This is a genomic window from Streptomyces sp. NPDC054887 (assembly GCF_053610585.1).
Map to the genome: position 1 here is coordinate 1 of NZ_JBSGYQ010000061.1, position 21481 is coordinate 21481.

The following is a 21481-nucleotide window of genomic DNA, read 5'->3' on the forward strand; positions in this document are numbered from 1 at the left end:
CACTGGGGGCGGCCGCCTTCCGTCGTCGCGCCCGGGCGCGGCGCCTACGCGCGCGGCACCCGCTCGCCGCTCCGCGCGTCGACGACCTTCCGGCCGTCCAGCGGCTTGTCGAGTTTCACCGTCTCCTTCAGTTCCTTGGCGATGGCGATGCAGACCCGGTCGGGATCGGGGTTGGTCTCGGTGATCCGCACCTTCACCGTCCCGTTCTCCTCGCTCGCCTTCGCGGCGTAGTCGCTGCACACGCCGCCCCAGAAGTGCACCGTGAGCTCCCGCCCGTCGGCGCTGTACGACTCGATCTGCCGCGGCGGCGACGGGGGCTCGCCGCTTTCCGTCGGAGCCGGTTCGGGGGAGGGCTTCGCCAGGTACTCGGGGTCGACCGCCGGGTGCGTGATCGTGAACGGCTGCGCGCCGCCGCCCGGCTCCACCTCGAACAGCCACGACGGTACGAGTGCCTGCCGCCCGTCGACGTACTGCGCGGCCAGTCCGAAGACCGCCTTGCTCACCGGCACGGGCTTCGGCGCGGCCGGCGGCCGCTCACCGGTGGGCTCGCACGGCGTGTCCGCCGCGTCGCCCCCATCGGCCCTTTCGCGGTGCGGCACGGGGGTCGCGCACCCGCCGATGCCGATCTTCCCGGCCCCCTGACCGGCGCGGTTCAGCTGCTTCAGCGCGTCGTCGGCGCCGATCACCGGATACGTGTCGCCCTTCGTCAGCCCCTTCAACTGCCCGCTGCCGCCGACCGGTTCGCCGTCGGAGCCGATCTGGATGCCGGTCGCCCAGCCGTACGTCGGCAGACCGCCCACCCGCGGGTCCGCGTTCACCACGCGCACCGCGCCCATCAACTGGCGGGCGTCCAGCCCTGCGTCCTCCTGCCCCAGCGCCTTCAGCACGGGCGCCGCGGCCTTCTTCGCGGCCTTCTCGCTCACCGCGGACTCCTCGCCGCCCGGCCGGTAGGAGTCGTCGGGGCACTGCTTGCCCCGGGCGCAGTCGTCGCCGCCGCCCGGGCCGAACTTCGCGAACGTCCAGGTGCCCGGTGCCTCCTTGTTCACCTGGAGCACCGGTCCGGCGCCGTCCCCGGTGACACCGGCCTTCCACACCGTGCCCTCGACGCGGGGCCTGCCCGGTACGCCGAGCGCCTCGGCCAGCCGCGCCACATCGCCCGCGGTGACCGCGCCCGAGGCCCGGTACACCGGGGCGGAGCCGGGTCCCTCGGGCAGCTTCCCCTCGGCGCGGTAGGTCACCCCGCCGCCCGGGTCCGGCTCACCGGGCGCGACGCCGGGCGTGTCCGCGTCCGTATGGCCGTCGAGGTTGAGCGGCGGCGGAGTGCTGTCTTCCGCCGCTGCGCGGCTTCCCGTACCGCCGCCACCGCCCGAGGCGCTCGACGCCCAGTACGCCGCGCCGCCCCCGGCCAGCAGCACCGCTGCGGCCACTGAGGCGGCGATCAGCGGGGAACGCCGCCTGTGGACGCCGGTCGGGTCCTCTTCCGGTCGCTCGTCGGTGCTCACCGCATCGCTCCTTCGGCTGCTGTGCCGTCCTGGGCCTGTGTCGTATCCCTCACAACGGGGGTCCGTCGACGGGAGACACCGGTGGGACGGAACGGGGGAGCGTGCGGTTCCCTCACGCTCCCCCCGCGCGCCGCGGAAGCCGGTCTCAGCCCCCGTACTCGGACATCCCGCGCACCAGGCGGGCCGAAGCGGGCGGCACGGTGACGCCGTGGATGAGCGAGGCCGGTACGGGAGCGGGCGCCGCCTCGGCGGGCACCGCCCAGTGCGGGACCATGCGCGCGCAGTCCCCGCGCAGTTCCTCCAGGCCCCCGGCCCGCTCGGCACGGGCGGACGACGTGGCGCTGTGCTTCTGCATGCGGAACGCTCCCGGAGCTCTGGGGGCCGCCACACCGCGGACCCGTTCCTCGCACCGTAGGCAGCCCGGCCGCACGGAAAAAAGCCCTACTATCGGGTAGTTTTGCCTCTTGGTGCGGGAAGCCTACGACCGGGTAGCGTGGACTGTCCTCACCCACCGCCCGCAGGAGCGTCCTCGCCGTGCGTATCGCAGTCACCGGCTCCATCGCCACCGACCACCTCATGACCTTCCCCGGCCGCTTCGCCGACCAACTGGTCGCGGACCAGCTGCACACGGTCTCCCTCTCCTTCCTGGTCGACAATCTGGACGTACGCCGGGGCGGTGTCGGTGCGAACATCTGCTTCGGCATGGGCCAGCTCGGCACGGCCCCGATCCTGGTCGGCGCCGCCGGCTCGGACTTCGACGAGTACCGCGCCTGGCTCGACCGCCACGGCGTGGACACCAGCTCCGTGCGCATTTCCGAGGTCCTGCACACCGCCCGTTTCGTGTGCACGACCGACGCCGACCACAACCAGATCGGCTCCTTCTACACCGGCGCGATGAGCGAGGCACGCCAGATCGAGCTCCAGGCGGTGGCCGAGCGGGTCGGCGGCCTCGACCTGGTGCTGATCGGCGCGGACGACCCCGAGGCGATGCTGCGCCACACCGAGGAGTGCAAGACGCGCTCCATCCCGTTCGCGGCGGACTTCTCGCAGCAGATCGCCCGCATGAGCGGCGACGACATCCGCACGCTGCTCGACGGTGCGACGTACCTCTTCTCCAACGAGTACGAGAAGGGGCTCATCGAGTCCAAGACCGGCTGGAACGACGAGGAGATCCTCGGCAGGGTCGGACACCGCGTCACCACGCTCGGCTCGCGCGGTGTGCGCATCGAGCGGGTCGGCGAGGAGCCGGTGCTCGTGGGCTGCCCCGAGGAGGAGGGCAAGGTCGACCCCACCGGCGTCGGTGACGCCTTCCGCGCCGGCTTCCTGTCCGGGCTCGCCTGGGGCGTCGGCCTGGAGCGCGCCGCGCAGGTCGGCTGCATGCTGGCGACGCTGGTGATCGAGACGCTGGGCACGCAGGAGTACACGCTGCGCCGCGCCCCCTTCATGGACCGCTTCACGAAGGCGTACGGCCACGAGGCGGCGGAAGAGGTCCGCGCCCACCTGTCCTGACGGCGGCCGGGTCCTGACGGCGGCCGGGGGGCGCCGCCGGACGCCGCTGGGGGCCGCGCCGCGGGGCCCGTCGGCGCCGGAGGACCGTGGCAACGGGGAGGGGCGGCCGTACCCGCGGCCGCACCCGCCCGTACGGTCAGCTCAGGCGCCGCACCACGTACGCCGCGCCGCGCTCCGCGGCCCGCTCCCCGACGTACTCCTGCCCCCGCATCCCGCACCACGCCGGAATGTCGAGCCGCGCCGCCTCGTCGTCCGAGAGCACCGTCACCGTGCCGCCGACGGGCACGTCGCCGATCACCTTCGCCAGCTCGATCACCGGAATCGGACACCTCTTGCCGAGCGAGTCCACGACCAGGGACGACGCATCGGACGGCGAGGACGCGGCGGCGGCCGGCGCGCCCAGCCGCTCCCGCACCCCGGCGACCGTCCCGGGCAGCACGTCGAGGAAGCGGTCCACGTCCTGCGCCGACGTCCCTGCCGGCAGCGAGATCCGGACATTGCCCTCCGTCAGGACGCCCATCGCCCGCAGGACATGGCTCGGCGTGAGCGTGCTGCTCGTGCACGACGAACCGGATGAAACGGAGAAACCGGCCCGGTCCAGCTCGTGCAGCAGCGCCTCACCGTCGACGTACAGACACGAGAACGTGACCACGTGCGGCAGCCGCCGCACGGGATCGCCCACGACCTCCACGTCCGGTACGAGCTCCGGCACCCGCAGCCGGATCCGGTCCACCAGCTCCCTCAGCCGCGCCGCCTCGCCCGCCGCCTCCTCCCGCACGGCCCGCAGCGAAGCCGCCGCCGCCACGATCGCGGGCAGGTTCTCGAACCCCGGCGCCCGTCCGGACTCCCGCTCGTCGGCCGGACCCTGCGCGGCGAACCGCACCCCCTTGCGGACCACCAGCAGGCCCACCCCCGCCGGTCCGCCCCACTTGTGCGCACTGGCGGTCAGCAGCGACCAGTCGCCCTCCACCGGCCCCCACCCCAGCGACTGCGCCGCGTCCACCAGGAGCGGCACACCCACCGCCCGGCACTGCTGTGCGATTTCGGCCACCGGCTGCTCCGTGCCGACCTCGTGGTTCGCGGACTGGAGGCAGGCCAGCGCGGTGTCCTCGCGCAGCGCCCGCGCGTACGCCCCGGGGTCCACCCGGCCCGCCCGGTCCACCGCCACCTGCGTCGTCGTACCGCCCGCGGCCTCGTGCCCGGCGGCCGCGTGCAGCACCGAGGAGTGCTCGACGGCGGAGACGACCAGATGCCGGCCGGCACGCCGGCGCCCGGCCAGCGCGCCGGCCGTCCCGGTGTGCACCGCGCGCGTGCCGGAGGAGGTGAAGACGAGCTCGTCGGGGCGGCACCCCACGGCCTGGGCCGCCGCCTCCCTTGCCGCGTCGAGCAGCAGCCGGGCGCGCCGCCCCTCGCGGTAGAGGCGGGACGGGTCGGCCCACCCCTCGTCCAGCGAGGCCAGCAGGGCCTGCCGGGCGACGGGGTGCAGCGGGGCGGAGGATGCGGCGTCGAAGTAGGGCACACCGCCACGCTAATCCCCGCCGCCGCGACCCCGCTCCGCACGGGCGGGCCGGGTGCGGGGGAGCGGCGCGCGGGTCCGGCCGGATGCCGGGTCAGATGACGGCCGGAGGCCCGGATTCCACCGAGAAGCCACCCCTTCGGGGAGGGGTACGGCGCGTTGGGCACCCTCCCCGCGCGACCCCAAAATGCGTCCAGTAGGGTTTGGTCCGCATAAACATCCAAACCCCTGCCCGCGTCAGGGCCGGCGACCGACCAGCGAGACGGCCGCGACCCACCGCGCGGGCGAGACTCTCGGGAAGGCGCTACGTGAGTCCCAACGGCTCCGACCGCTCGTCGCGGCGCCCGATGCGGCGGAAGCTGCTCCAGGTGCTGACCGCGGGCGTGGTCCTGGCGACCGCCTCTGGTTGCTCGTACACATGGGAAGACTTCCCCCGCCTCGGGATGCCTACCCCGGTCACCGAAGAGGCGCCCATTATTCTGTCCCTCTGGCAGGGCTCGTGGGCGGCAGCGCTCGTCACGGGCGTCCTGGTGTGGGGACTGATCCTGTGGAGCGTCTTCTTCCACCGGCGTAGCCGCACCAAGGTAGAAGTACCCCCGCAGACCCGGTACAACATGCCCATCGAGGCGCTGTACACCGTGGTCCCGCTCATCATCGTCTCGGTCCTCTTCTACTTCACCGCGCGCGACGAGTCCAAGCTCCTCGCGCTCGACGACAAGCCGGCCCACACCGTCAACGTGGTCGGCTTCCAGTGGAGCTGGGGCTTCAACTACGTCGAGAACGTGGACGGCGACGCCGCCACGGGCGCGAAGCTCCCCAAGGAGCTGAACGCCGTCCCGAAGCGCTACGCCGACGAGTTCCCCGCGGGCGCCGAGGGCGTCCACGCGGTCGGCACTCCGGGCGAGCGCAACCCGCAGAACGGCAACCCGGGCCCGACCCTGTGGCTGCCGAAGGGTGAGAAGGTCCGGTTCGTCCTGACCTCCCGCGACGTCATCCACTCCTTCTGGGTGGTGCCGTTCCTGATGAAGCTGGACGTCATCCCCGGCCACACCAACGTCTTCGAAGTGACCCCCTCGCGTGAGGGCACCTTCCGGGGCAAGTGCGCCGAGCTCTGCGGTGTCGACCACTCCCGGATGCTCTTCAACGTGAAGGTCGTCTCCCCGGAGCGGTACCAGCAGCACCTCAAGGAGCTGGCGGAGAAGGGCCAGACCGGCTTCATCCCGTCCGGTATCGAGCAGACCGACCCGGCCAGGAATGCGGAGACGAACAAACTGTGAGCATCCTCAACGAACCCAAGGGTGCCGCGGCGGCAGACGGCTCGTCCTACGAGAACGAACTGCCGGTACGGCGCAAGCAGCCGGGAAACGTCGTGGTCAAGTGGATGACCACCACTGACCACAAGACCATCGGCTCGCTCTACCTGATCACGTCGTTCGTGTTCTTCTGCGTCGGCGGCCTGATGGCGCTCTTCATGCGCGCCGAACTGGCCCGTCCCGGCACGCAGATCATGTCGAACGAGCAGTTCAACCAGGCGTTCACGATGCACGGCACGATCATGCTGCTGATGTTCGCGACGCCGCTGTTCGCCGGATTCGCGAACTGGATCATGCCGCTCCAGATCGGCGCGCCCGACGTGGCGTTCCCGCGGCTGAACATGTTCGCGTACTGGCTGTACCTCTTCGGCTCGATCATCGCGGTGGCCGGCTTCCTCACCCCGCAGGGTGCGGCCGACTTCGGCTGGTTCGCCTACGCCCCGCTGTCGGACGCGGTCCGCTCGCCGGGTGTCGGCGCCGACATGTGGATCATGGGTCTGGCCTTCTCCGGCTTCGGCACGATCCTCGGCTCGGTCAACTTCATCACCACGATCATCTGCATGCGCGCTCCCGGCATGACGATGTTCCGCATGCCGATCTTCACCTGGAACGTGCTGCTGACCGGTGTCCTGGTCCTGCTCGCCTTCCCGGTGCTGGCGGCGGCCCTCTTCGCGCTGGAGGCGGACCGCAAGTTCGGTGCGCACATCTTCGACGCGGCCAACGGCGGAGCGCTGCTGTGGCAGCACCTCTTCTGGTTCTTCGGCCACCCGGAGGTGTACATCATCGCGCTGCCGTTCTTCGGCATCATCTCCGAGGTGATCCCGGTCTTCAGCCGCAAGCCGATGTTCGGTTACATCGGTCTGATCGGCGCGACGATCGCGATCGCCGGCCTCTCGGTCACGGTGTGGGCGCACCACATGTACGTCACGGGCGGCGTGCTGTTGCCGTTCTTCTCGTTCATGACCTTCCTGATCGCGGTACCGACCGGTGTGAAGTTCTTCAACTGGATCGGCACCATGTGGAAGGGCTCACTGTCCTTCGAGACCCCGATGCTCTGGGCCGTCGGCTTCCTGATCACCTTCACCTTCGGTGGTCTGACCGGCGTCATCCTGGCCTCGCCCCCGATGGACTTCCACGTCTCCGACTCGTACTTCGTCGTCGCGCACTTCCACTACGTCATCTTCGGCACCGTGGTCTTCGCGATGTTCTCCGGATTCCACTTCTGGTGGCCGAAGTTCACGGGCAAGATGCTGGACGAGCGCCTCGGCAAGATCACCTTCTGGACGCTGTTCGTGGGCTTCCACGGCACGTTCCTGGTGCAGCACTGGCTCGGCGCCGAGGGCATGCCGCGCCGTTACGCGGACTACCTCGCCGCCGACGGCTTCACCCTGCTGAACACGATCTCCACGATCGCCTCGTTCCTGCTGGGCCTGTCGATGCTCCCGTTCTTCTACAACGTCTGGAAGACCGCGAAGTACGGCAAGAAGATCGAGGTCGACGACCCGTGGGGCTACGGCCGTTCGCTGGAGTGGGCGACGTCCTGCCCGCCCCCGCGGCACAACTTCCTCACGCTGCCGCGGATCCGTTCCGAATCCCCGGCCTTCGACCTGCACCACCCTGAGATCGCCGCTCTCGAACAGCTCGAGAACCACGGACAGAAGGACACCGCGCTGTTCGGCGGCAAGGAGGTCGGCAAGTGAAGATCCAGGGAAAGATGTTCATCTGGTTGAGCATCTTCATCCTCGCCATGGCGATCGTCTATGGCGTGTGGTCGAAGGAGCCCGCCGGAACCACGGCGCTCTTCCTGGCCTTCGGCCTGAGCATCATGATCGGCTACTACCTGGCCTTCACGGCCAAGCGTGTCGACGCGATGGCCCAGGACAACAAGGAGGCCGACGTCGCGGACGAGGCCGGTGACGTCGGCTTCTTCTCGCCGCACAGCTGGCAGCCGCTCTCGCTGGCCATCGGAGGCGCGTTCGCCTTCCTCGGCGTCGCGATGGGCTGGTGGCTGCTGTACTTCTCCGCGCCGCTGATCCTGATCGGCCTGTTCGGCTGGGTCTTCGAGTACTACCGGGGCGAGAACCAGAACCAGTAGCAACACCAGCGACACGCCCGAGGGGCCCGCCCACCTGCACATCAGGTGGGCGGGCCCCTCGTTTGGCATCTCCCGGCGCGCCGTACACACGAAATGTTCCTAATGTGTGATCATGACCCATTCACCTCGACTCCGGACGGTTCTGAGCTGCTCCCTGCTGATCGCGTCCCTCGCGGCGGCCGGGACGGCGTGCAGCGGGTCCGGTGACGGCCATCCGCTCTCCGCGGCGCCGTACGACGCGGCGGACCAGGTCTCCTTCAACACGGACTCGGGCACGTCGAAGGCCGACCCCGAGAAGCCCCTGGAGATCACCGCCAGGAACAAGGACGGCCGGATCACGGACGTGACGGCCTCCGACGCCGCCGGGCGCTATCTGGCGGGGGAACTCTCCGCCGACGGCTCCCGCTGGCACAGCACCGCCCCGCTGGCGGCGGGAGCGCGCTACACGGTCAAGGTCAGCACCGAGGACGAGGACGGCGCGCCCGGCGCCCGCACCCTCACCTTCGAGACCTCCGTACCGCCGAGGAAGCGCCTCCAGGTGACCTTCGGCCCCAAGGCGGGCACGTACGGCGTCGGCCAGCCGGTCACCGCCGAACTCAGCGCCCCCGTCAAGGGAGCGGCGGCCAGAGCGGTCGTCGAACGCGCCCTGAAGGTGCGCTCCGAGCCGGCGGTGCAGGGGTCCTGGCACTGGGTGGACGACAAGAAACTGCACTTCCGTCCGAAGGAGTACTGGCCCGCCAACGCCACGATCACGGCACGCAGCACCCTGGACGGCATCAAGGTCGCCGACCGGCTCTACGGAGGCACCGCCAAGCCGCTGCGGATCACCACGGGGGACCGGGTGGAGGCCATCACCGACGCCGGCTCGCACCAGATGACGGTCCTGCGCAACGGCAAGGTGATCAACACCATCCCGGTGACCACGGGCAAGCCCGGCTTCTCCACCCGCAACGGCGTCAAGGTCGTACTGGGCAAGGAGTACTTCGTACGCATGCGCGGAACGACCGTCGGCATCGCGGAGGGCTCGGCGGACTCGTACGACCTGCCCGTCTACTACGCCACACGGGTCACCTGGAGCGGCGAGTACGTCCATGCCGCGCCCTGGTCGGTCGGCTCGCAGGGGTCCGCCAACGTCAGCCACGGCTGCACCGGCATGAGCACCAGCAACGCCGCCTGGTTCTTCAAGACCGTCCGGGAGGGCGACATCGTCAAGGTCGTGAACAGCGCCGGCGACATGATGGCCCCGTTCGGGAACGGCTTCGGCGACTGGAACCTGCCCTGGGACAAGTGGCGCAAGGGCAGCGCCCTGATGGCAGGGGTCAGGGAAGGCGGAGACCCCGTCGAAGCGGCCAGACTGCGACCGGTGGTCTGACGGGGCCCCGTGCCGGTGTCACGCCTCGACGGCGAGCCTGCCGCGCAGCAGCGCCGCCAGGGCGTCCGCGAGCTCCACGGGGTCCACCGGAAGGGTCACGGCGCTCTCGGCGCGGCTCCAGGTGGCCAGCCACGAGTCCTGCGGGCGCCCGATCAGCAGCAGCACGGGCGGGCAGTTGAAGACCTCGTCCTTGATCTGCCGGCAGACCCCCATGCCGCCCGCGGGCGTCGCCTCGCCGTCCAGCACGCAGACGTCGACACCGCCCTCGTCCAGCGCCTTGAGGACGGCCGGCAGCGTGGCGCACTCCAGGAACTCGACCGGCGGCACGTCCGCGGCGGGCCTGCGACCCGCCGCCAGCCGCACCTGTTCACGGGTGTGCGCGTTGTCGCTGTAGACCAGGACCGTGGCGGTCATTGTTCCTCCATGCATCGAGGAGCCCGCGCGGGCTCGGTGTTGGATCAGGAACCGATGCGCGGATGCTACTCCGTCGGACAGCCGGTCAGCAGGGGTTCGTTCACGCCTTCGACGGTACCTCCGATGGGCCGTTCGGCTCAGGTCGCGGCGCCTTCCCAGAGCATGGACACACCGAATGGCACCCCCGGGAGTGAGGGCGGGATAAGCGACCGACATAATGTCGGTCGTGGCGACAGCAACGACAGTAGATACCGGGCACGCGCACCCGTCGGTCAATCGACCGAACCTCACCAGCGTCGGAACCATCATCTGGCTGAGTTCCGAGCTGATGTTCTTCGCGGCCCTATTCGCGATGTACTTCACCCTGCGATCGGTGACGGGTCCCGAGTTCTGGAAGCAGCAGGCCGAACACCTGAACTTCCCGTTCTCGGCGACGAACACCACGATCCTGGTGCTCTCCTCCCTCACCTGCCAGCTCGGCGTCTTCGCCGCCGAGCGCGGGGACGTGAAGAAGCTCCGGGCGTGGTTCATCATCACGTTCGTGATGGGTGCGATCTTCATCGGAGGCCAGGTCCTCGAGTACACCGAGCTGGTGAAGGACGCGAACCTCTCGCTCTCGTCCGACCCGTACGGCTCGGTGTTCTACCTGACGACCGGCTTCCACGGACTGCATGTGACGGGCGGACTCATCGCCTTCCTGCTGGTCCTCGGCCGCACCTACGCGGCCAAGAGATTCACCCACGAGCAGGCAACCGCCGCCATCGTCGTGTCCTACTACTGGCACTTCGTCGATGTCGTCTGGATCGGCCTCTTCGCCACGATCTACATGATCAAGTAGGTCGGGTCCGAAACCCGGCCCACATCCAGCACCATCGACGCAGAAGATCCTGACACCGGGGTAATCCGTGAAAAAGCTCTCCGCACGACGACGCCATCCGCTGGCGGCGGTCGTCGTCCTACTCCTCGCGCTGGCGGCCACCGGGGGGCTGTACGCCGCGTTCGCGCCCGCGAGCAAGGCCCAGGCCGACGAAACCGCCCAGTCCCTCGCCATCGAGGAGGGCAAGAAGCTCTACGCCACTGGCTGCTCCAGCTGCCACGGCACCGGCGGTCAGGGCGGCAGTGACGGCCCGTCCCTGGTGGGCGTCGGCTCTGCCGCAGTGGACTTCCAGGTCGGCACCGGCCGCATGCCGGCGCAGCAGCCCGGCGCCCAGGTGCCCGAGAAGCCGCGCATCTATTCGCAGGCCGAGATCGACCAGCTCGCCGCGTACGTCGCTTCCCTCGGCGCCGGCCCGATCACGCCGACCGAGAAGCAGTACAGCCCTGAGGGTGCGGACATCGCCAAGGGTGGCGACCTGTTCCGTACCAACTGCGCCCAGTGCCACAACTTCACGGGCGAGGGCGGTGCCCTGACGAACGGCAAGTACGCCCCGAGCCTGGAAGACGTGAGCCCGAAGCACCTCTACGAGGCCATGCAGACCGGCCCGCAGAACATGCCGTCCTTCCCCGACACGACGATGCCGGAGCAGCAGAAGAAGGACATCATCGCGTACGTCAAGACGGTGAACGGCGAGGAGACGGAGACCCCCGGCGGCTTCGCGCTGGGCGGCCTCGGCCCCGTCAGCGAGGGTCTGTTCGGCTGGATCTTCGGACTCGGTTCGCTGATCGCCGTCGCCGTCTGGGTCGCGGCCCACACCGCTAAGGCCAAGAAGTCATGAGTAGCCAAGAGATTCCAGAGAAGAACCTGCCCAGTGAGCAGGCCACCGCGCACGGCGCGGTGGCCGTGGCGGAAGACCCGTTCGCGGACCCGGGGCTGCCGCCCCACAAGCCGCGCATCCAGGACATCGACGAGCGGGCCGCCAAGCGCTCCGAGCGCACGGTAGCCCTGCTGTTCACGCTGTCCATGCTGTCCACGATCGGCTTCATCGCCTCCTTCGTGGCCTTCCCGGTCGAGAAGATCGTGTACGTCTGGCCGCTCGGCCACGTCAGCGCGCTGAACCTCTCGCTGGGCGTGACGCTCGGCCTCGCCCTCTTCTGCATCGGCGCGGGAGCGGTCCACTGGGCCCGCACCCTGATGTCCGACGTCGAGGTCGCCGACGACCGTCACCCGATCGAGGCCGACCCGGTCGTCAAGGCCAAGGTCATGTCGGACTTCGCGGCAGGCGCCGAGGAGTCCGCGATCGGCCGCCGCAAGCTGATCCGCACCACGATGTTCGGCGCGCTGGCCATGGTGCCGCTCTCCGGTGTGGTGCTGCTGCGCGACCTGGGTCCGCTGCCCGAGGAGAAGCTCCGCCACACGCTGTGGGGCAAGGGCAAGCAGCTCATCAACATGAACACGAACGAGCCGCTGCGTCCCGAGGACGTCGCGGTCGGTTCGCTGACCTTCGCCAAGCCCGAGGGCCTGGAGGAGGACAACCACGAGTTCAACAACGAGATCGCCAAGGCGGCCCTGATGATCGTCCGGCTCCAGCCGGCGGACATCAAGGACAAGCGCGAGCTCGACTGGTCCCACCAGGGCATCGTGGCGTTCTCGAAGATCTGCACCCATGTCGGCTGCCCGATCAGCCTGTACGAGCAGCAGACGCATCACGTGCTCTGCCCGTGCCACCAGTCCACTTTCGACCTCTCCGACGGTGCGCGCGTCATCTTCGGCCCGGCCGGCCACGCCCTCCCGCAGCTGCGGATCGGCGTGAATGACGAAGGATTCCTCGAAGCGCTCGGCGACTTCGAAGAGCCCGTCGGTCCTAGTTTCTGGGAGCGCGGATGAGCACCGTGACTGACGAAAAGCGCAAGGCGCCCGCAGGCGAGCGGGTCGCCGACTGGGCGGACGGCCGGCTGGGCATCTACAGCCTGGCCAAGGCCAACATGCGCAAGATCTTCCCGGACCACTGGTCCTTCATGCTCGGTGAGATCGCGCTCTACAGCTTCATCATCATCATCCTCACGGGTGTGTACCTGACGCTGTTCTTCCACCCGAGCATGAACGAGGTCGTGTACCACGGCTCGTACGTGCCGATGCAGGGCATCCGGATGACGGAGGCCTACGCGTCGACCCTGGAGATCAGCTTCGACGTCCGCGGCGGTCTGCTCATCCGGCAGATCCACCACTGGGCCGCGCTGATCTTCCTCGCGGCGATGTTCGTGCACATGATGCGCGTGTTCTTCACGGGCGCGTTCCGCAAGCCGCGTGAGATCAACTGGCTGTTCGGCTTCCTGCTGTTCGTCCTGGGCATGTTCACCGGTTTCACCGGCTACTCGCTCCCCGACGACCTCCTCTCCGGCACCGGTGTCCGCTTCACGCAGGGCGCGATCCTGGCGACCCCCGTCGTCGGCACGTACATCTCGTTCTTCCTGTTCGGCGGCGAGTTCCCGGGCCACGACATGGTGGCGCGGTTCTACTCGATCCACATCCTGCTGCTGCCGGGCATCATGCTCGGCCTCGTGGTGGCCCACCTGATCCTGGTCTTCTACCACAAGCACACGCAGTTCGCGGGTCCCGGCCGTACGAACAAGAACGTCGTCGGCATGCCGCTGCTCCCGGTCTACATGGCCAAGGCCGGAGGCTTCTTCTTCCTGGTCTTCGGTGTCATCGCGGCCATCGCGGGCCTGTTCACGATTAACCCGGTCTGGGCGCTCGGCCCGTACCGTCCGGACCAGGTGTCCACCGGCGCCCAGCCCGACTGGTACATGGGCTTCGCCGAGGGTCTGATCCGTGTCATGCCCGGCTGGGAGATCAACCTGTGGGGTCACACGCTCGCCCTGGGCGTGTTCATCCCGCTGACGCTCTTCGGTCTGGTCCTCGTCGCGCTGGCGGTCTACCCGTTCATCGAGTCGTGGGTCACCGGTGACAAGCGCGAGCACCACATCCTGGACCGGCCGCGCAACGCGCCGACCCGGACCGCGCTGGGCGTCGCCTGGATCACCGGCTACGTGATCATGCTGCTCGGTGGTGGCAACGACATCTTCGCCACCCACTTCCACCTGTCGATCAACTCGATCACGTGGTTCGTGCGGATCTCCTACTTCGTGGGACCGGTCCTGGCGTTCGTCGTCACCCGGCGGATCTGCCTCGGCCTCCAGCGCCGCGACAAGGACAAGGTGCTGCACGGACGCGAGTCCGGCATCATCAAGCGCCTGCCGCACGGTGAGTTCGTCGAGGTCCACGAGCCGCTCAGCCGGCAGCAGCTCCACACGCTGACGGCGCACGAGCAGTACGCGCCGGCCGAGATCGGCCCGTCGGTCGACGAGAACGGCGTCGAGCGCAAGGTGTCGCGGGGCCAGAAGCTCCGGGCCAAGCTGAGCAAGGGCTACTACGGCGAGGGGAACCAGATCCCCAAGCCGACCGCCGACGAGTACAAGGAGATCACCAGCGGCCACGGCCACCACTGATCTCCGACCGCCAGGTCGCCACAGCGGGAGCCCCGTCCATTCGTCGGACGGGGCTCTTCGCTGTCCGCCCGGCTGGATAGGGTAGGAGCGAACCTTACTGGCTGTGGACCCTGGAGCGGACCATGAACGTGGTGACCCCGGTTGGCGGCGACAGCGTGGCGGCCGGCTCCTGGCCGGGTGTCCTGAACGCCCTGCTGCGCGGCGAGGACCTCTCCGCCGACGACACGGCCTGGGCCATGGACCGCATCATGAGCGGCGAGGCCACCGACGCCCAGATCGCCGGCTTCGCGGTCGCGCTGCGGGCCAAGGGGGAGACGGTCGGCGAGGTCACCGGTCTGGTCCGGGCGATGTACGCCCACGCCAACACCATCGAGGTGCCGGGCCGTACGGTCGACATCGTCGGCACCGGCGGCGACCTGGCCAAGACGGTCAACATCTCCACGATGTCGGCCATCGTCGTCGCGGGCACCGGCGCGAAGGTCGTCAAGCACGGCAACCGGGCCGCCTCGTCGGCGAGCGGCGCCTCCGACGTCCTGGAGAAGCTCGGCGTCAACCTGGAGCTGACGCCCCGGCGTGTCGCCGAGGTGGCCGAGGAGGCGGGCATCACCTTCTGCTTCGCCGTCAAGTTCCACCCCGCCCTGCGGTACGCCGCCAAGGCGCGCAAGGAGCTGGGCGCGCAGACGACGTTCAACATCCTCGGCCCGCTGACGAACCCCGCGCGGGTGAAGGCCCAGGCGGTCGGTGTCGCCGACGCCCGGATGGCCCCCATCGTGGCCGGCGTGCTCGCCGAACGGGGGAACTCCGCGCTCGTCTTCCGCGGTGACGACGGCCTCGACGAGCTCACCACGACGGCGACCTCGCGGGTGTGGACCGTACGGGACGGAGCGGTGGCGGAGCAGCCCTTCGACCCGCGCGACGTGGGCCTGGACATCGTGCCCGTCGAGGCGCTGCGCGGCGCGGACGCGTCGTACAACGCGGACGTCGCCCGGCGGCTGCTGGCCGGTGAGACCGGTCCGGTGCGGGACGCGGTGCTGCTGAACACGGCGGCGGCGCTGGTCGCCCTCGATCCGTCCGACGCGTCGCTGAACGATCAGCTCGCGGCCGGGATCGCCCGGGCAGCCGAGTCGATCGACTCGGGGGCGGCCCGCGCGGCGCTGGAGCGCTGGGTGGCGGCCAGCAACGCCTGAGCGCGGTTCCCGTCGAGGCGAGGCGCGGTCCCCGGCCCCTTTACGGGTCTCAAGAGGCGGACCGCGCCTTGCGTCGTCCCGATCTTGTGGCAAGATGCTTGACAGGTCATGAGTGACAGCGTTTTGGCCCCGGCTTGCTGTCCGGCAACCCTCCGTCCGTGGCGGGGTGCCCCGGGTGAAGACCAGGTCGTGGACAGAAAGGTCCACGGCAAGCGCGGACCCCTGCACACCCTGGGGTCCTGGTCCTCAAGGGAGCAGTCTCGTGAGCAAGCGAATGCGATAGGGCTCGAAGCCCCACTTCCGCACACCCTTTTCTCTTCACCTGCGCTGCCGCGTTCTCGCCGGCGCAGTGAATTCGCCTGCCCCACACGGGAGTTCGCCATGTCTGTCTCCACCGCTGCCGCCGACCGCGCTGTTTGTGCACCTCTGCCCGTTCTCGGCCACGATGTCCGTGTGCCGCTCGTGACCGGCGGCGAGGTCACCTACGCCGCCCTCGACTACGCCGCCAGCGCCCCGGCCCTCCAGCGCGTGTGGGACGACGTGGCGGCGTACGCGCCGTACTACGGCAGCGTGCACCGCGGCGCCGGCTACCTCTCGCAGCTGTCGACGGACCTCTTCGAGAACAGCCGCGCCACCGTCGCCGAGTTCCTCGGCTGCCGCGACGACGACCAGGTCGTCTTCACCCGCTCCACCACCGACTCGCTGAACCTGCTGGCCGCCGCCCTGCCCGCCGACTGCCAGGTGTTCGTCTTCGAGACCGAGCACCACGCGTCGCTGCTGCCCTGGCGCGACGCCCGGGTCAACTTCCTGAACGCGCCCCGCACTCCGGCCCAGGCGGTCGAGACGCTGGAGCGCGCACTGGCCGACCGCGATCCGTACGGCCCCGCCCTGGTGTGCGTCACCGGCGCCTCCAACGTCACCGGCGAGCTGTGGCCGGTGAAGGAACTCGCCGCCGCCGCGCACGCCCACGGCGCGCGCATCGTGCTGGACGCCGCGCAGCTCGCGCCGCACCACCCGCTGGACATCGCCGAGCTGGACGTCGACTGGGTGGCCTTCTCCGGGCACAAGCTGTACGCCCCGTTCGGCTCCGGCGTGCTCGCGGGCCGTGCCGACTGGCTGCGGAGCGCCGAACCGTACCTCGCGGGCGGCGGCGCCTCGCGCAAGGTCGCCCGCCGCGCGGACGGCGGCGTGGACGTCGAGTGGCACACCACGGCCGCCCGCCACGAGGCGGGATCGCCCAACGTCATCGGCGTCTACGCGATCGCCTCCGCCTGCAAGGCGCTCACCGAGGCCGGCTTCGACTCCCTGGTCGAGCGCGAGCAGCGGCTGGTGGCCAAGGTGCGCGAAGGGCTGGCCGAGGTGGGCGCCGTCCGGGTGCTCTCCCTGTTCGGGGACGACGCGCCCCGCGTCGGCGTCATCTCGTTCGTCGTCGACGGCTGGAACAGCTCGCACTTCGCCGCGGCGCTCTCCGCCGAGTACGGCATCGGCGTACGGGACGGCCTGTTCTGCGCGCACCCGCTGGTCCGCACGCTGCTCGGCAGCGACCCGCAGGATCCGGGCGAGTGCGGCGCCCCGGAGGCGGAGCCGGGTGAGCGGTCGCTGAACGCGATCCGCGTGAGCTTCGGCGCCGGCACGCCCGACGAGCACGTCGAGCGGTTCGTCGGCGCGGTCAAGGAGCTGGTCAGGGACGGTGCGAAGTGGAACTACCGCACCGAGGAAGGCCGCTGCGTTCCGGCGGTCTGACCGCCCCGGGCCCTCGGGCCCGTCGGCCGGCCCGCCCGGCCGCGCCGGTGCGCACGCGCCGCCGCGGCCGGCCGCTACGCGTCGAGGCCGGGCTGCTACGCGTCGAGGCCGATCGCGAAGGCCGCTTCCAGGTCGTGCTGCGAGTACGTGCGGAAGGCGACGTGCGTGTCGGTGCCCTCGACGCCCGGGATCTTGCTGATCCGGCCGGGGATGACGTCCGCCAGGTCGTCGTGCTTCGCCACGCGGACCATGGCGATCAGGTCGTACGTCCCGGTGACCGAGAAGACCTCGCTGACGCTGTCCAGCGCGGCGATCGACTCGGCGATCTCGGGGATCCGGTCCACGCTGGTCTTGATGAGCACGATCGCGGTGATCACGGTTGGCTTTCTCCCTCGGTGGCCGGCGCTGGGGTCCTCACTCTATCCGTACGCCGACCGCGCCCCCAGGCGTAGAGGAAGCCCGCGCAGAACCCCGCCACGTGCGCCAGGTAGGCCACCCCGGGCCCCGACCCGGCGCGCTGCGCCGCCACCCACTGGAGCGCGAACCAGAAGATCAGCACGATCCAGGCGGGGAAGCGCAGCGGCAGGAAGAAGAGGAACGGGAACAGGCTGGTGACGCGCGCCCTGGGGAAGAGGAAGAGGAACGCGCCCAGGACCGCCGAGATGGCCCCCGAGGCCCCGACCAGCGTCTGGTCCGAGTCGGAGTGGACGACGGCGTACACGACGAGGGCCAGGTAGCCGCAGCCCACGTAGAACAGGGCGAACTGGAGGTGGCCCATCCGTTCCTCGGCCATGGCTCCGAAGACGAACAGGAACAGCATGTTGCCCAGCAGGTGGAGCCAGCTGCCGTGCACGAAAAGGGCCGTCAGCGGGGTGGCGAGCGCGGGCGGGCCGCTGCTCAGCAGTTCGTCGGGGATCACGCCCCACCGCTCGAAGTACCCGCTCTGCGCGGCGAGGAGCACGTCCCCCGTGCCGTAGCCCGGATTGAGGCCCGAGAGGGGGCCGACGACGAAGATCAGGCAGCACAGACCGATCGCGCCGTACGTCACCACGGGCCCTCGGGCCGCTTCCCGCCAATTGATCATGACCAGATCATCCCGTAACGGGACCGGGCAGGACAGAGCGCCTCGCCGGACCCCGTCCCGCACCGTGGACGGTCCGCCGCAGGGGGCACCCGTAAGGCCGTAGGGTTACGGGCAGTAGGCGCGACGAAAGAGGACGCACGATGACGACGGTTCCCCTGCCGACTGCCGACACCCGGTGGCGCTGCGCCCTGTGCGGCAATCTCACACGTTTCGACGTGACCCGCTCGTCGAAGGTGATCGAGTACGTGCATCTCGACCTGGCCGGAGAGTCGAAGGTCGAGGAACGCGAGGTGGTCAGTGAGACCATCGAGTCCGTGCGCTGCCGCTGGTGCAACGCGGTGGACCAGATCGAACTGGTGGACAGGCCTGGCGCCGGCTCCTGAGGGGACCGGCCCGAGAGTAGTGGGGTGACGGATTGTGGAGCATGAAAGCGGCGGTGAACCGGCCGGCCCGGCCGGGGACGCCGCCGAGGTGCTCGACCGCCCGCTGCCCGAAGGCGTACGGCACAAGGTCGTCGCCCTGGTCTCGGACGCCTTCGGCGGGCTGACGGTCGCGGAACTTCCCGCCCAGCTGAGGCAGTACGCCCGCTTCACCCCGAGCCGGCGCGCCAAGTTCGCGGGCAACGCCATGGCCGCGGCCCTGGAGGGCGACACGCTGTTCCGCCAGCGCATCGGCGAGCGGCTGCGCGAGGCGCAGCCGGAGCTGGCCCGCGCCCTGGAGGCGGGCTCCCCGCCGGCGGCGGCCGACCCCGTGGACGTGGCGGCGGCGGCGTACGTCCTGCGCCCCGTCGGCTGGGTCAAACTGGTCGCCGCCGCAGGCGAGGAGGCGCTGCGCGCCGACGCGGAGCGCGCCGACGAGGCCGCCCAGCGCGAGCTGGAGCGGCTGCGCGAGGAACTGGCGCAAGCGCGCGAGCAGACGAAGAGCGAGACCGAACGGCTGCGCACCGAACTGGAGGCCGCCCGCAAGGAGGCCGACGTGCTCAGCCGCAAACTGCGCAGCGCGCTCAGCGACGTCAAGCGCGGCGAGGCGGCCCTGCGCCGTACGAACGCCGAGACCGAGACGGTGAAGTCCGACGCCGCCGCCCGGGTGACCGCCGCCGAGAGCGAGGCACGGCGGCTGCGGGCCCGCCTCGGCGAGGCGGAGGCGTCGGTCGAGGCGAGCCGCAGGGCCGTGCGCGAGGGCCGCAGCATCGAGGACATGCGGGTGCGGCTGCTGCTCGACACGGTGCTGGACGCGGCCCAGGGGCTCCGCCGCGAACTGGCCCTGCCGCCGGCCTCCGTGCACCCCGCCGACACGGTCGACGCGGTCGAGCCGGGGCGTATGACACCCAAGGACATCGCCGCGCGGGCGCTGTCCGAGAGCGACCCGGCGCTCCTGGACCAGCTGCTCGAACTGCCGCAGTGCCACCTGGTCGTGGACGGCTACAACGTCACCAAGACCGGTTATCCGCAGATGCCGCTCGACAAGCAGCGGCTGCGGCTCCTCGGCGGCCTCTCGATGCTGGCGGCGCAGACCGGCGCCGAGGTGACGTGCGTCTTCGACGGTGCGGAGCTGGTGGCGCCGGTGCTCCTCGCGCCGCCGCGCGGAGTGCGGGTGCTGTTCAGCAAGCCGGGCGTGACGGCGGACGAGCTCATCAGGCAGCTCGTACGCGCCGAACCGCCGGGGCGGCCCGTCGTGGTGGCCTCCACCGACCGCGAAGTGGCCGACGGCGTCGCCAGATCGGGCGCCAGGCCCGTCGCGTCCGCATTGTTGCTCAAGAGGCTTTCGCGCGTCTAGTAACTTCTCGGCCCTATGCCCGATTTGGGGAAACGTACCGTCAAGTCGTGGTCACTGCGGGTGGGATAAGAGTAAAGATTGTGACCACTGGGTGAGTTTTTACTCATGAGGATTTGAACTGATCACAAGAAGGTCACTAAGGTCTGCCCTCGAACCTTCGAACGGTTGATCACCCACCCGGGGTGTCAGCGAAGGTACCGCCGAGTCCATGCAATTCGGTCCATTTCCGCGGGGGAACCGAAGCGTGGAGCCGGGGCTCACGTCCCCGACCCCGGTAGGCGGCTCGAGGAAGAAGGAGCTCGCCTTCGTGGCGTCCCACCGTCGTCCCAAGCAGCCGAGCCGCACTCGTGTGACCGTGCTCACCGCGACCGCAGCCGCAGCCGTCGCACTCACCTCCCAGACCGCTCAGGCCGACCCGAAGCCGAGCAAGAGCGAGGTCAAGGCCAAGGTCGACAAGCTCTACCACGAGGCCGAGGCCGCGACCGAGAAGTACAACCAGTCCAAGGAGCGGCAGGACAAGCTCAAGGAAGAGGTCGACAACCTCCAGGACAAGGTCGCCCGCGGCCAGGAGGACCTCAACGAACTGCGCGGCGCCATCGGTTCGGTGGCCAGCGCGCAGTACCGCTCCGGCGGGATCGACCCCTCCGTGCAGCTCTTCCTCTCCGCCGACCCGGACGAGTACCTCGACAAGGCCGGGGCCGTCGACCAGTTCAGCGCCAAGCAGGCCGCGTCGCTGGAGAAGATCCAGGCGAAGCAGCGCATCCTCGCCCAGCAGCGCGCCGAGGCGACGGACAAGCTCGCCGACCTCGAGGACGTACGCCAGGAACTCGGCGAGAAGAAGAAGAAGTTCCAGGGCAAGCTCGCCGAGGCGCAGCGGCTCCTGAACACGCTGACCGCCGCCGAGCGGGAAGAGATGCGCGAGAAGGAGCAGCGCGCCAGCCGCGCGGCCACCGAGCGCGTGGAACTCGGCAACGAGAAGCCGGCCTCCGGCCGGGGAGCCGCCGCGCTGAGCGCCGCCGCCACCCAGATCGGCAAGCCGTACATCTCCGGTGCGACCGGCCCCAACGCGTACGACTGCTCCGGGCTGACCCAGTGGGCGTACGGCCAGGCCGGCGTCGCCATCAGCCGGACCACCTTCACGCAGCACAACGACGGCACGAAGCTGTACAGCAAGAGCCAGCTGAAGCCGGGCGACCTGGTGTTCTTCAACAACCTGGCACACGTCGGCCTCTACGCCGGCAACAACCAGGTGCTGCACTCCCCCAAGCCGGGCACGGTCGTGCGCTACGAGTCGATGGACTACCTGGGCTCCTTCCAGTTCGGTGTGCGTATCTGACGAACGCCGATCCTCACGGCCGTTGCCCACACCGCCCGTTCGGGCGAATTCCGGCACCTTCCGCTGACCGCCGCGCCCCACCGGTGACCTGGTTCTCCGGTGGGGCGCCGGTATTTGCGCCCGACGGCGCCCGGCGCGGGCTTTTGGCCGCCGCGTGATCGCACCGCTACTGTCTGCTCGCGCAGCTCCCCGGTCCATTGGTCCGCCCGTCCGGGCGGCAGGGGGCTGCCCGCAGCGGAAGGAGTGCG

The 21481-nt window shown here is 70.0% G+C and carries 20 protein-coding genes and 1 riboswitch; of the genes, 14 read left to right on the forward strand and 6 right to left on the reverse strand.

All coding sequences use genetic code 11. The features are described from left to right. Positions 1-44: 44 nt before the first annotated feature. A complete protein-coding gene (locus ACWGH0_RS27480) occupies positions 45-1502 on the reverse strand; it encodes a hypothetical protein (RefSeq protein ID WP_453406927.1) in 1458 nt (485 codons plus the stop codon). Between the two features lie 145 nt (positions 1503-1647). Then, positions 1648-1857 (reverse strand): hypothetical protein, encoded by a 210-nt coding sequence (locus tag ACWGH0_RS27485; RefSeq protein ID WP_453406928.1) that lies wholly within the window; start codon positions 1855-1857, stop codon positions 1648-1650. A gap of 179 nt (positions 1858-2036) precedes the next feature. Between ACWGH0_RS27485 and ACWGH0_RS27490 the strand changes: the two genes are divergently transcribed. Next, positions 2037-3011 carry a carbohydrate kinase family protein gene (locus tag ACWGH0_RS27490; RefSeq protein ID WP_453406929.1) on the forward strand — a complete coding sequence of 325 codons (975 nt, stop codon included), beginning with the start codon at positions 2037-2039 and terminating at the stop codon, positions 3009-3011. Positions 3012-3147: 136 nt separating this feature from the next. Here the strand turns inward: ACWGH0_RS27490 and ACWGH0_RS27495 are convergent, their stop codons facing one another. Beyond that, positions 3148-4530, reverse strand: a complete 1383-nt coding sequence (locus ACWGH0_RS27495) for an aminotransferase class V-fold PLP-dependent enzyme (RefSeq protein WP_453406930.1) — start codon at positions 4528-4530, stop codon at positions 3148-3150. A 305-nt stretch (positions 4531-4835) separates the two neighbouring features. Between ACWGH0_RS27495 and ctaC the strand changes: the two genes are divergently transcribed. From ctaC to ACWGH0_RS27515, 4 genes are all read left to right on the forward strand, one after another. After that, positions 4836-5804, forward strand: coding sequence for an aa3-type cytochrome oxidase subunit II (gene ctaC / locus ACWGH0_RS27500; RefSeq protein WP_453406931.1), 969 nt, complete (start codon positions 4836-4838; stop codon positions 5802-5804). Then, positions 5801-7540 (forward strand): aa3-type cytochrome oxidase subunit I, encoded by a 1740-nt coding sequence (gene ctaD / locus ACWGH0_RS27505; RefSeq protein WP_453406932.1) that lies wholly within the window; start codon positions 5801-5803, stop codon positions 7538-7540. Before ctaC ends, ctaD begins: the two co-directional genes overlap by 4 nt. Next, entirely contained in the window at positions 7537-7935 is a 399-nt protein-coding gene (locus ACWGH0_RS27510; protein WP_453406933.1) for a cytochrome c oxidase subunit 4, read from the forward strand. The genes ctaD and ACWGH0_RS27510 overlap by 4 nt, the downstream gene beginning before the upstream one ends. 112 nt (positions 7936-8047) lie before the next feature. Next, the gene (locus tag ACWGH0_RS27515) at positions 8048-9307 is read left to right on the forward strand and encodes an Ig-like domain-containing protein (RefSeq protein ID WP_453406934.1); all 1260 of its coding nucleotides are present in this window, start codon (positions 8048-8050) and stop codon (positions 9305-9307) included. Positions 9308-9325: 18 nt separating this feature from the next. Here ACWGH0_RS27515 and ACWGH0_RS27520 read toward each other — a convergent pair whose 3' ends face one another. Next, on the reverse strand, positions 9326-9721 hold the full coding sequence (locus ACWGH0_RS27520) for a hypothetical protein (protein ID WP_453406935.1): 396 nt from the start codon (positions 9719-9721) through the stop codon (positions 9326-9328). Between the two features lie 217 nt (positions 9722-9938). Between ACWGH0_RS27520 and ctaE the strand changes: the two genes are divergently transcribed. The 6 genes from ctaE (at position 9939) to ACWGH0_RS27550 (ending at position 17037) form a co-directional block, all read left to right on the forward strand. After that, on the forward strand, positions 9939-10559 hold the full coding sequence (gene ctaE, locus ACWGH0_RS27525; protein ID WP_453406936.1) for an aa3-type cytochrome oxidase subunit III: 621 nt from the start codon (positions 9939-9941) through the stop codon (positions 10557-10559). A gap of 67 nt (positions 10560-10626) precedes the next feature. After that, positions 10627-11436, forward strand: a complete 810-nt coding sequence (gene qcrC / locus ACWGH0_RS27530) for a cytochrome bc1 complex diheme cytochrome c subunit (protein ID WP_453406937.1) — start codon at positions 10627-10629, stop codon at positions 11434-11436. Continuing rightward, positions 11433-12485 carry a cytochrome bc1 complex Rieske iron-sulfur subunit gene (qcrA, locus tag ACWGH0_RS27535; RefSeq protein WP_453406938.1) on the forward strand — a complete coding sequence of 351 codons (1053 nt, stop codon included), beginning with the start codon at positions 11433-11435 and terminating at the stop codon, positions 12483-12485. The genes qcrC and qcrA overlap by 4 nt, the downstream gene beginning before the upstream one ends. Continuing rightward, positions 12482-14107: a cytochrome bc1 complex cytochrome b subunit gene (qcrB, locus tag ACWGH0_RS27540; RefSeq protein ID WP_453406939.1), complete on the forward strand. Its 1626-nt coding sequence runs from the start codon at positions 12482-12484 to the stop codon at positions 14105-14107. Before qcrA ends, qcrB begins: the two co-directional genes overlap by 4 nt. Before the next feature lie 122 nt (positions 14108-14229). Beyond that, positions 14230-15294 (forward strand): anthranilate phosphoribosyltransferase, encoded by a 1065-nt coding sequence (gene trpD / locus ACWGH0_RS27545; protein ID WP_453406940.1) that lies wholly within the window; start codon positions 14230-14232, stop codon positions 15292-15294. A 104-nt stretch (positions 15295-15398) separates the two neighbouring features. Further along, positions 15399-15515: riboswitch (SAM riboswitch) on the forward strand. A gap of 160 nt (positions 15516-15675) precedes the next feature. Next, entirely contained in the window at positions 15676-17037 is a 1362-nt protein-coding gene (locus ACWGH0_RS27550) for an aminotransferase class V-fold PLP-dependent enzyme (protein ID WP_453406941.1), read from the forward strand. A 95-nt stretch (positions 17038-17132) separates the two neighbouring features. Here ACWGH0_RS27550 and ACWGH0_RS27555 read toward each other — a convergent pair whose 3' ends face one another. After that, the gene (locus ACWGH0_RS27555; protein WP_005318592.1) at positions 17133-17414 is read right to left on the reverse strand and encodes an Lrp/AsnC family transcriptional regulator; all 282 of its coding nucleotides are present in this window, start codon (positions 17412-17414) and stop codon (positions 17133-17135) included. Next, the gene (locus ACWGH0_RS27560) at positions 17411-18121 is read right to left on the reverse strand and encodes a rhomboid family intramembrane serine protease (protein ID WP_453406942.1); all 711 of its coding nucleotides are present in this window, start codon (positions 18119-18121) and stop codon (positions 17411-17413) included. Before ACWGH0_RS27560 ends, ACWGH0_RS27555 begins: the two co-directional genes overlap by 4 nt. Positions 18122-18261: 140 nt before the next feature. On the opposite strand from ACWGH0_RS27560, the gene ACWGH0_RS27565 reads away from it, so the two are divergent. The 3 genes from ACWGH0_RS27565 to ACWGH0_RS27575 all read left to right on the forward strand — a co-directional run bounded on the left by ACWGH0_RS27565 (position 18262) and on the right by ACWGH0_RS27575 (position 21233). Beyond that, positions 18262-18504 carry a hypothetical protein gene (locus tag ACWGH0_RS27565; protein WP_138895206.1) on the forward strand — a complete coding sequence of 81 codons (243 nt, stop codon included), beginning with the start codon at positions 18262-18264 and terminating at the stop codon, positions 18502-18504. 31 nt (positions 18505-18535) lie between these two features. After that, on the forward strand, positions 18536-19897 hold the full coding sequence (locus ACWGH0_RS27570; protein WP_453406965.1) for an NYN domain-containing protein: 1362 nt from the start codon (positions 18536-18538) through the stop codon (positions 19895-19897). 307 nt (positions 19898-20204) lie between these two features. Continuing rightward, positions 20205-21233, forward strand: a complete 1029-nt coding sequence (locus tag ACWGH0_RS27575; RefSeq protein ID WP_453406943.1) for an NlpC/P60 family protein — start codon at positions 20205-20207, stop codon at positions 21231-21233. The last annotated feature ends 248 nt before the right edge of the window (positions 21234-21481 follow it).

What these genes read in the sequence shown, in the direction of transcription:
- ACWGH0_RS27485 (WP_453406928.1), bottom strand. Translation starts at nt 1,857, where the DNA reads ATGCAGAAGCACAGCGCCACGTCGTCCGCCCGTGCCGAGCGGGCCGGG.
- ACWGH0_RS27560 (WP_453406942.1), bottom strand. Translation starts at nt 18,121, where the DNA reads ATGATCAATTGGCGGGAAGCGGCCCGAGGGCCCGTGGTGACGTACGGC.
- ACWGH0_RS27550 (WP_453406941.1), top strand. Translation starts at nt 15,676, where the DNA reads ATGTCTGTCTCCACCGCTGCCGCCGACCGCGCTGTTTGTGCACCTCTG.
- ACWGH0_RS27520 (WP_453406935.1), bottom strand. Translation starts at nt 9,721, where the DNA reads ATGACCGCCACGGTCCTGGTCTACAGCGACAACGCGCACACCCGTGAA.
- ACWGH0_RS27565 (WP_138895206.1), top strand. Translation starts at nt 18,262, where the DNA reads ATGACGACGGTTCCCCTGCCGACTGCCGACACCCGGTGGCGCTGCGCC.
- ctaE (WP_453406936.1), top strand. Translation starts at nt 9,939, where the DNA reads ATGTCGGTCGTGGCGACAGCAACGACAGTAGATACCGGGCACGCGCAC.
- qcrA (WP_453406938.1), top strand. Translation starts at nt 11,433, where the DNA reads ATGAGTAGCCAAGAGATTCCAGAGAAGAACCTGCCCAGTGAGCAGGCC.
- qcrB (WP_453406939.1), top strand. Translation starts at nt 12,482, where the DNA reads ATGAGCACCGTGACTGACGAAAAGCGCAAGGCGCCCGCAGGCGAGCGG.
- ACWGH0_RS27515 (WP_453406934.1), top strand. Translation starts at nt 8,048, where the DNA reads ATGACCCATTCACCTCGACTCCGGACGGTTCTGAGCTGCTCCCTGCTG.
- trpD (WP_453406940.1), top strand. Translation starts at nt 14,230, where the DNA reads ATGAACGTGGTGACCCCGGTTGGCGGCGACAGCGTGGCGGCCGGCTCC.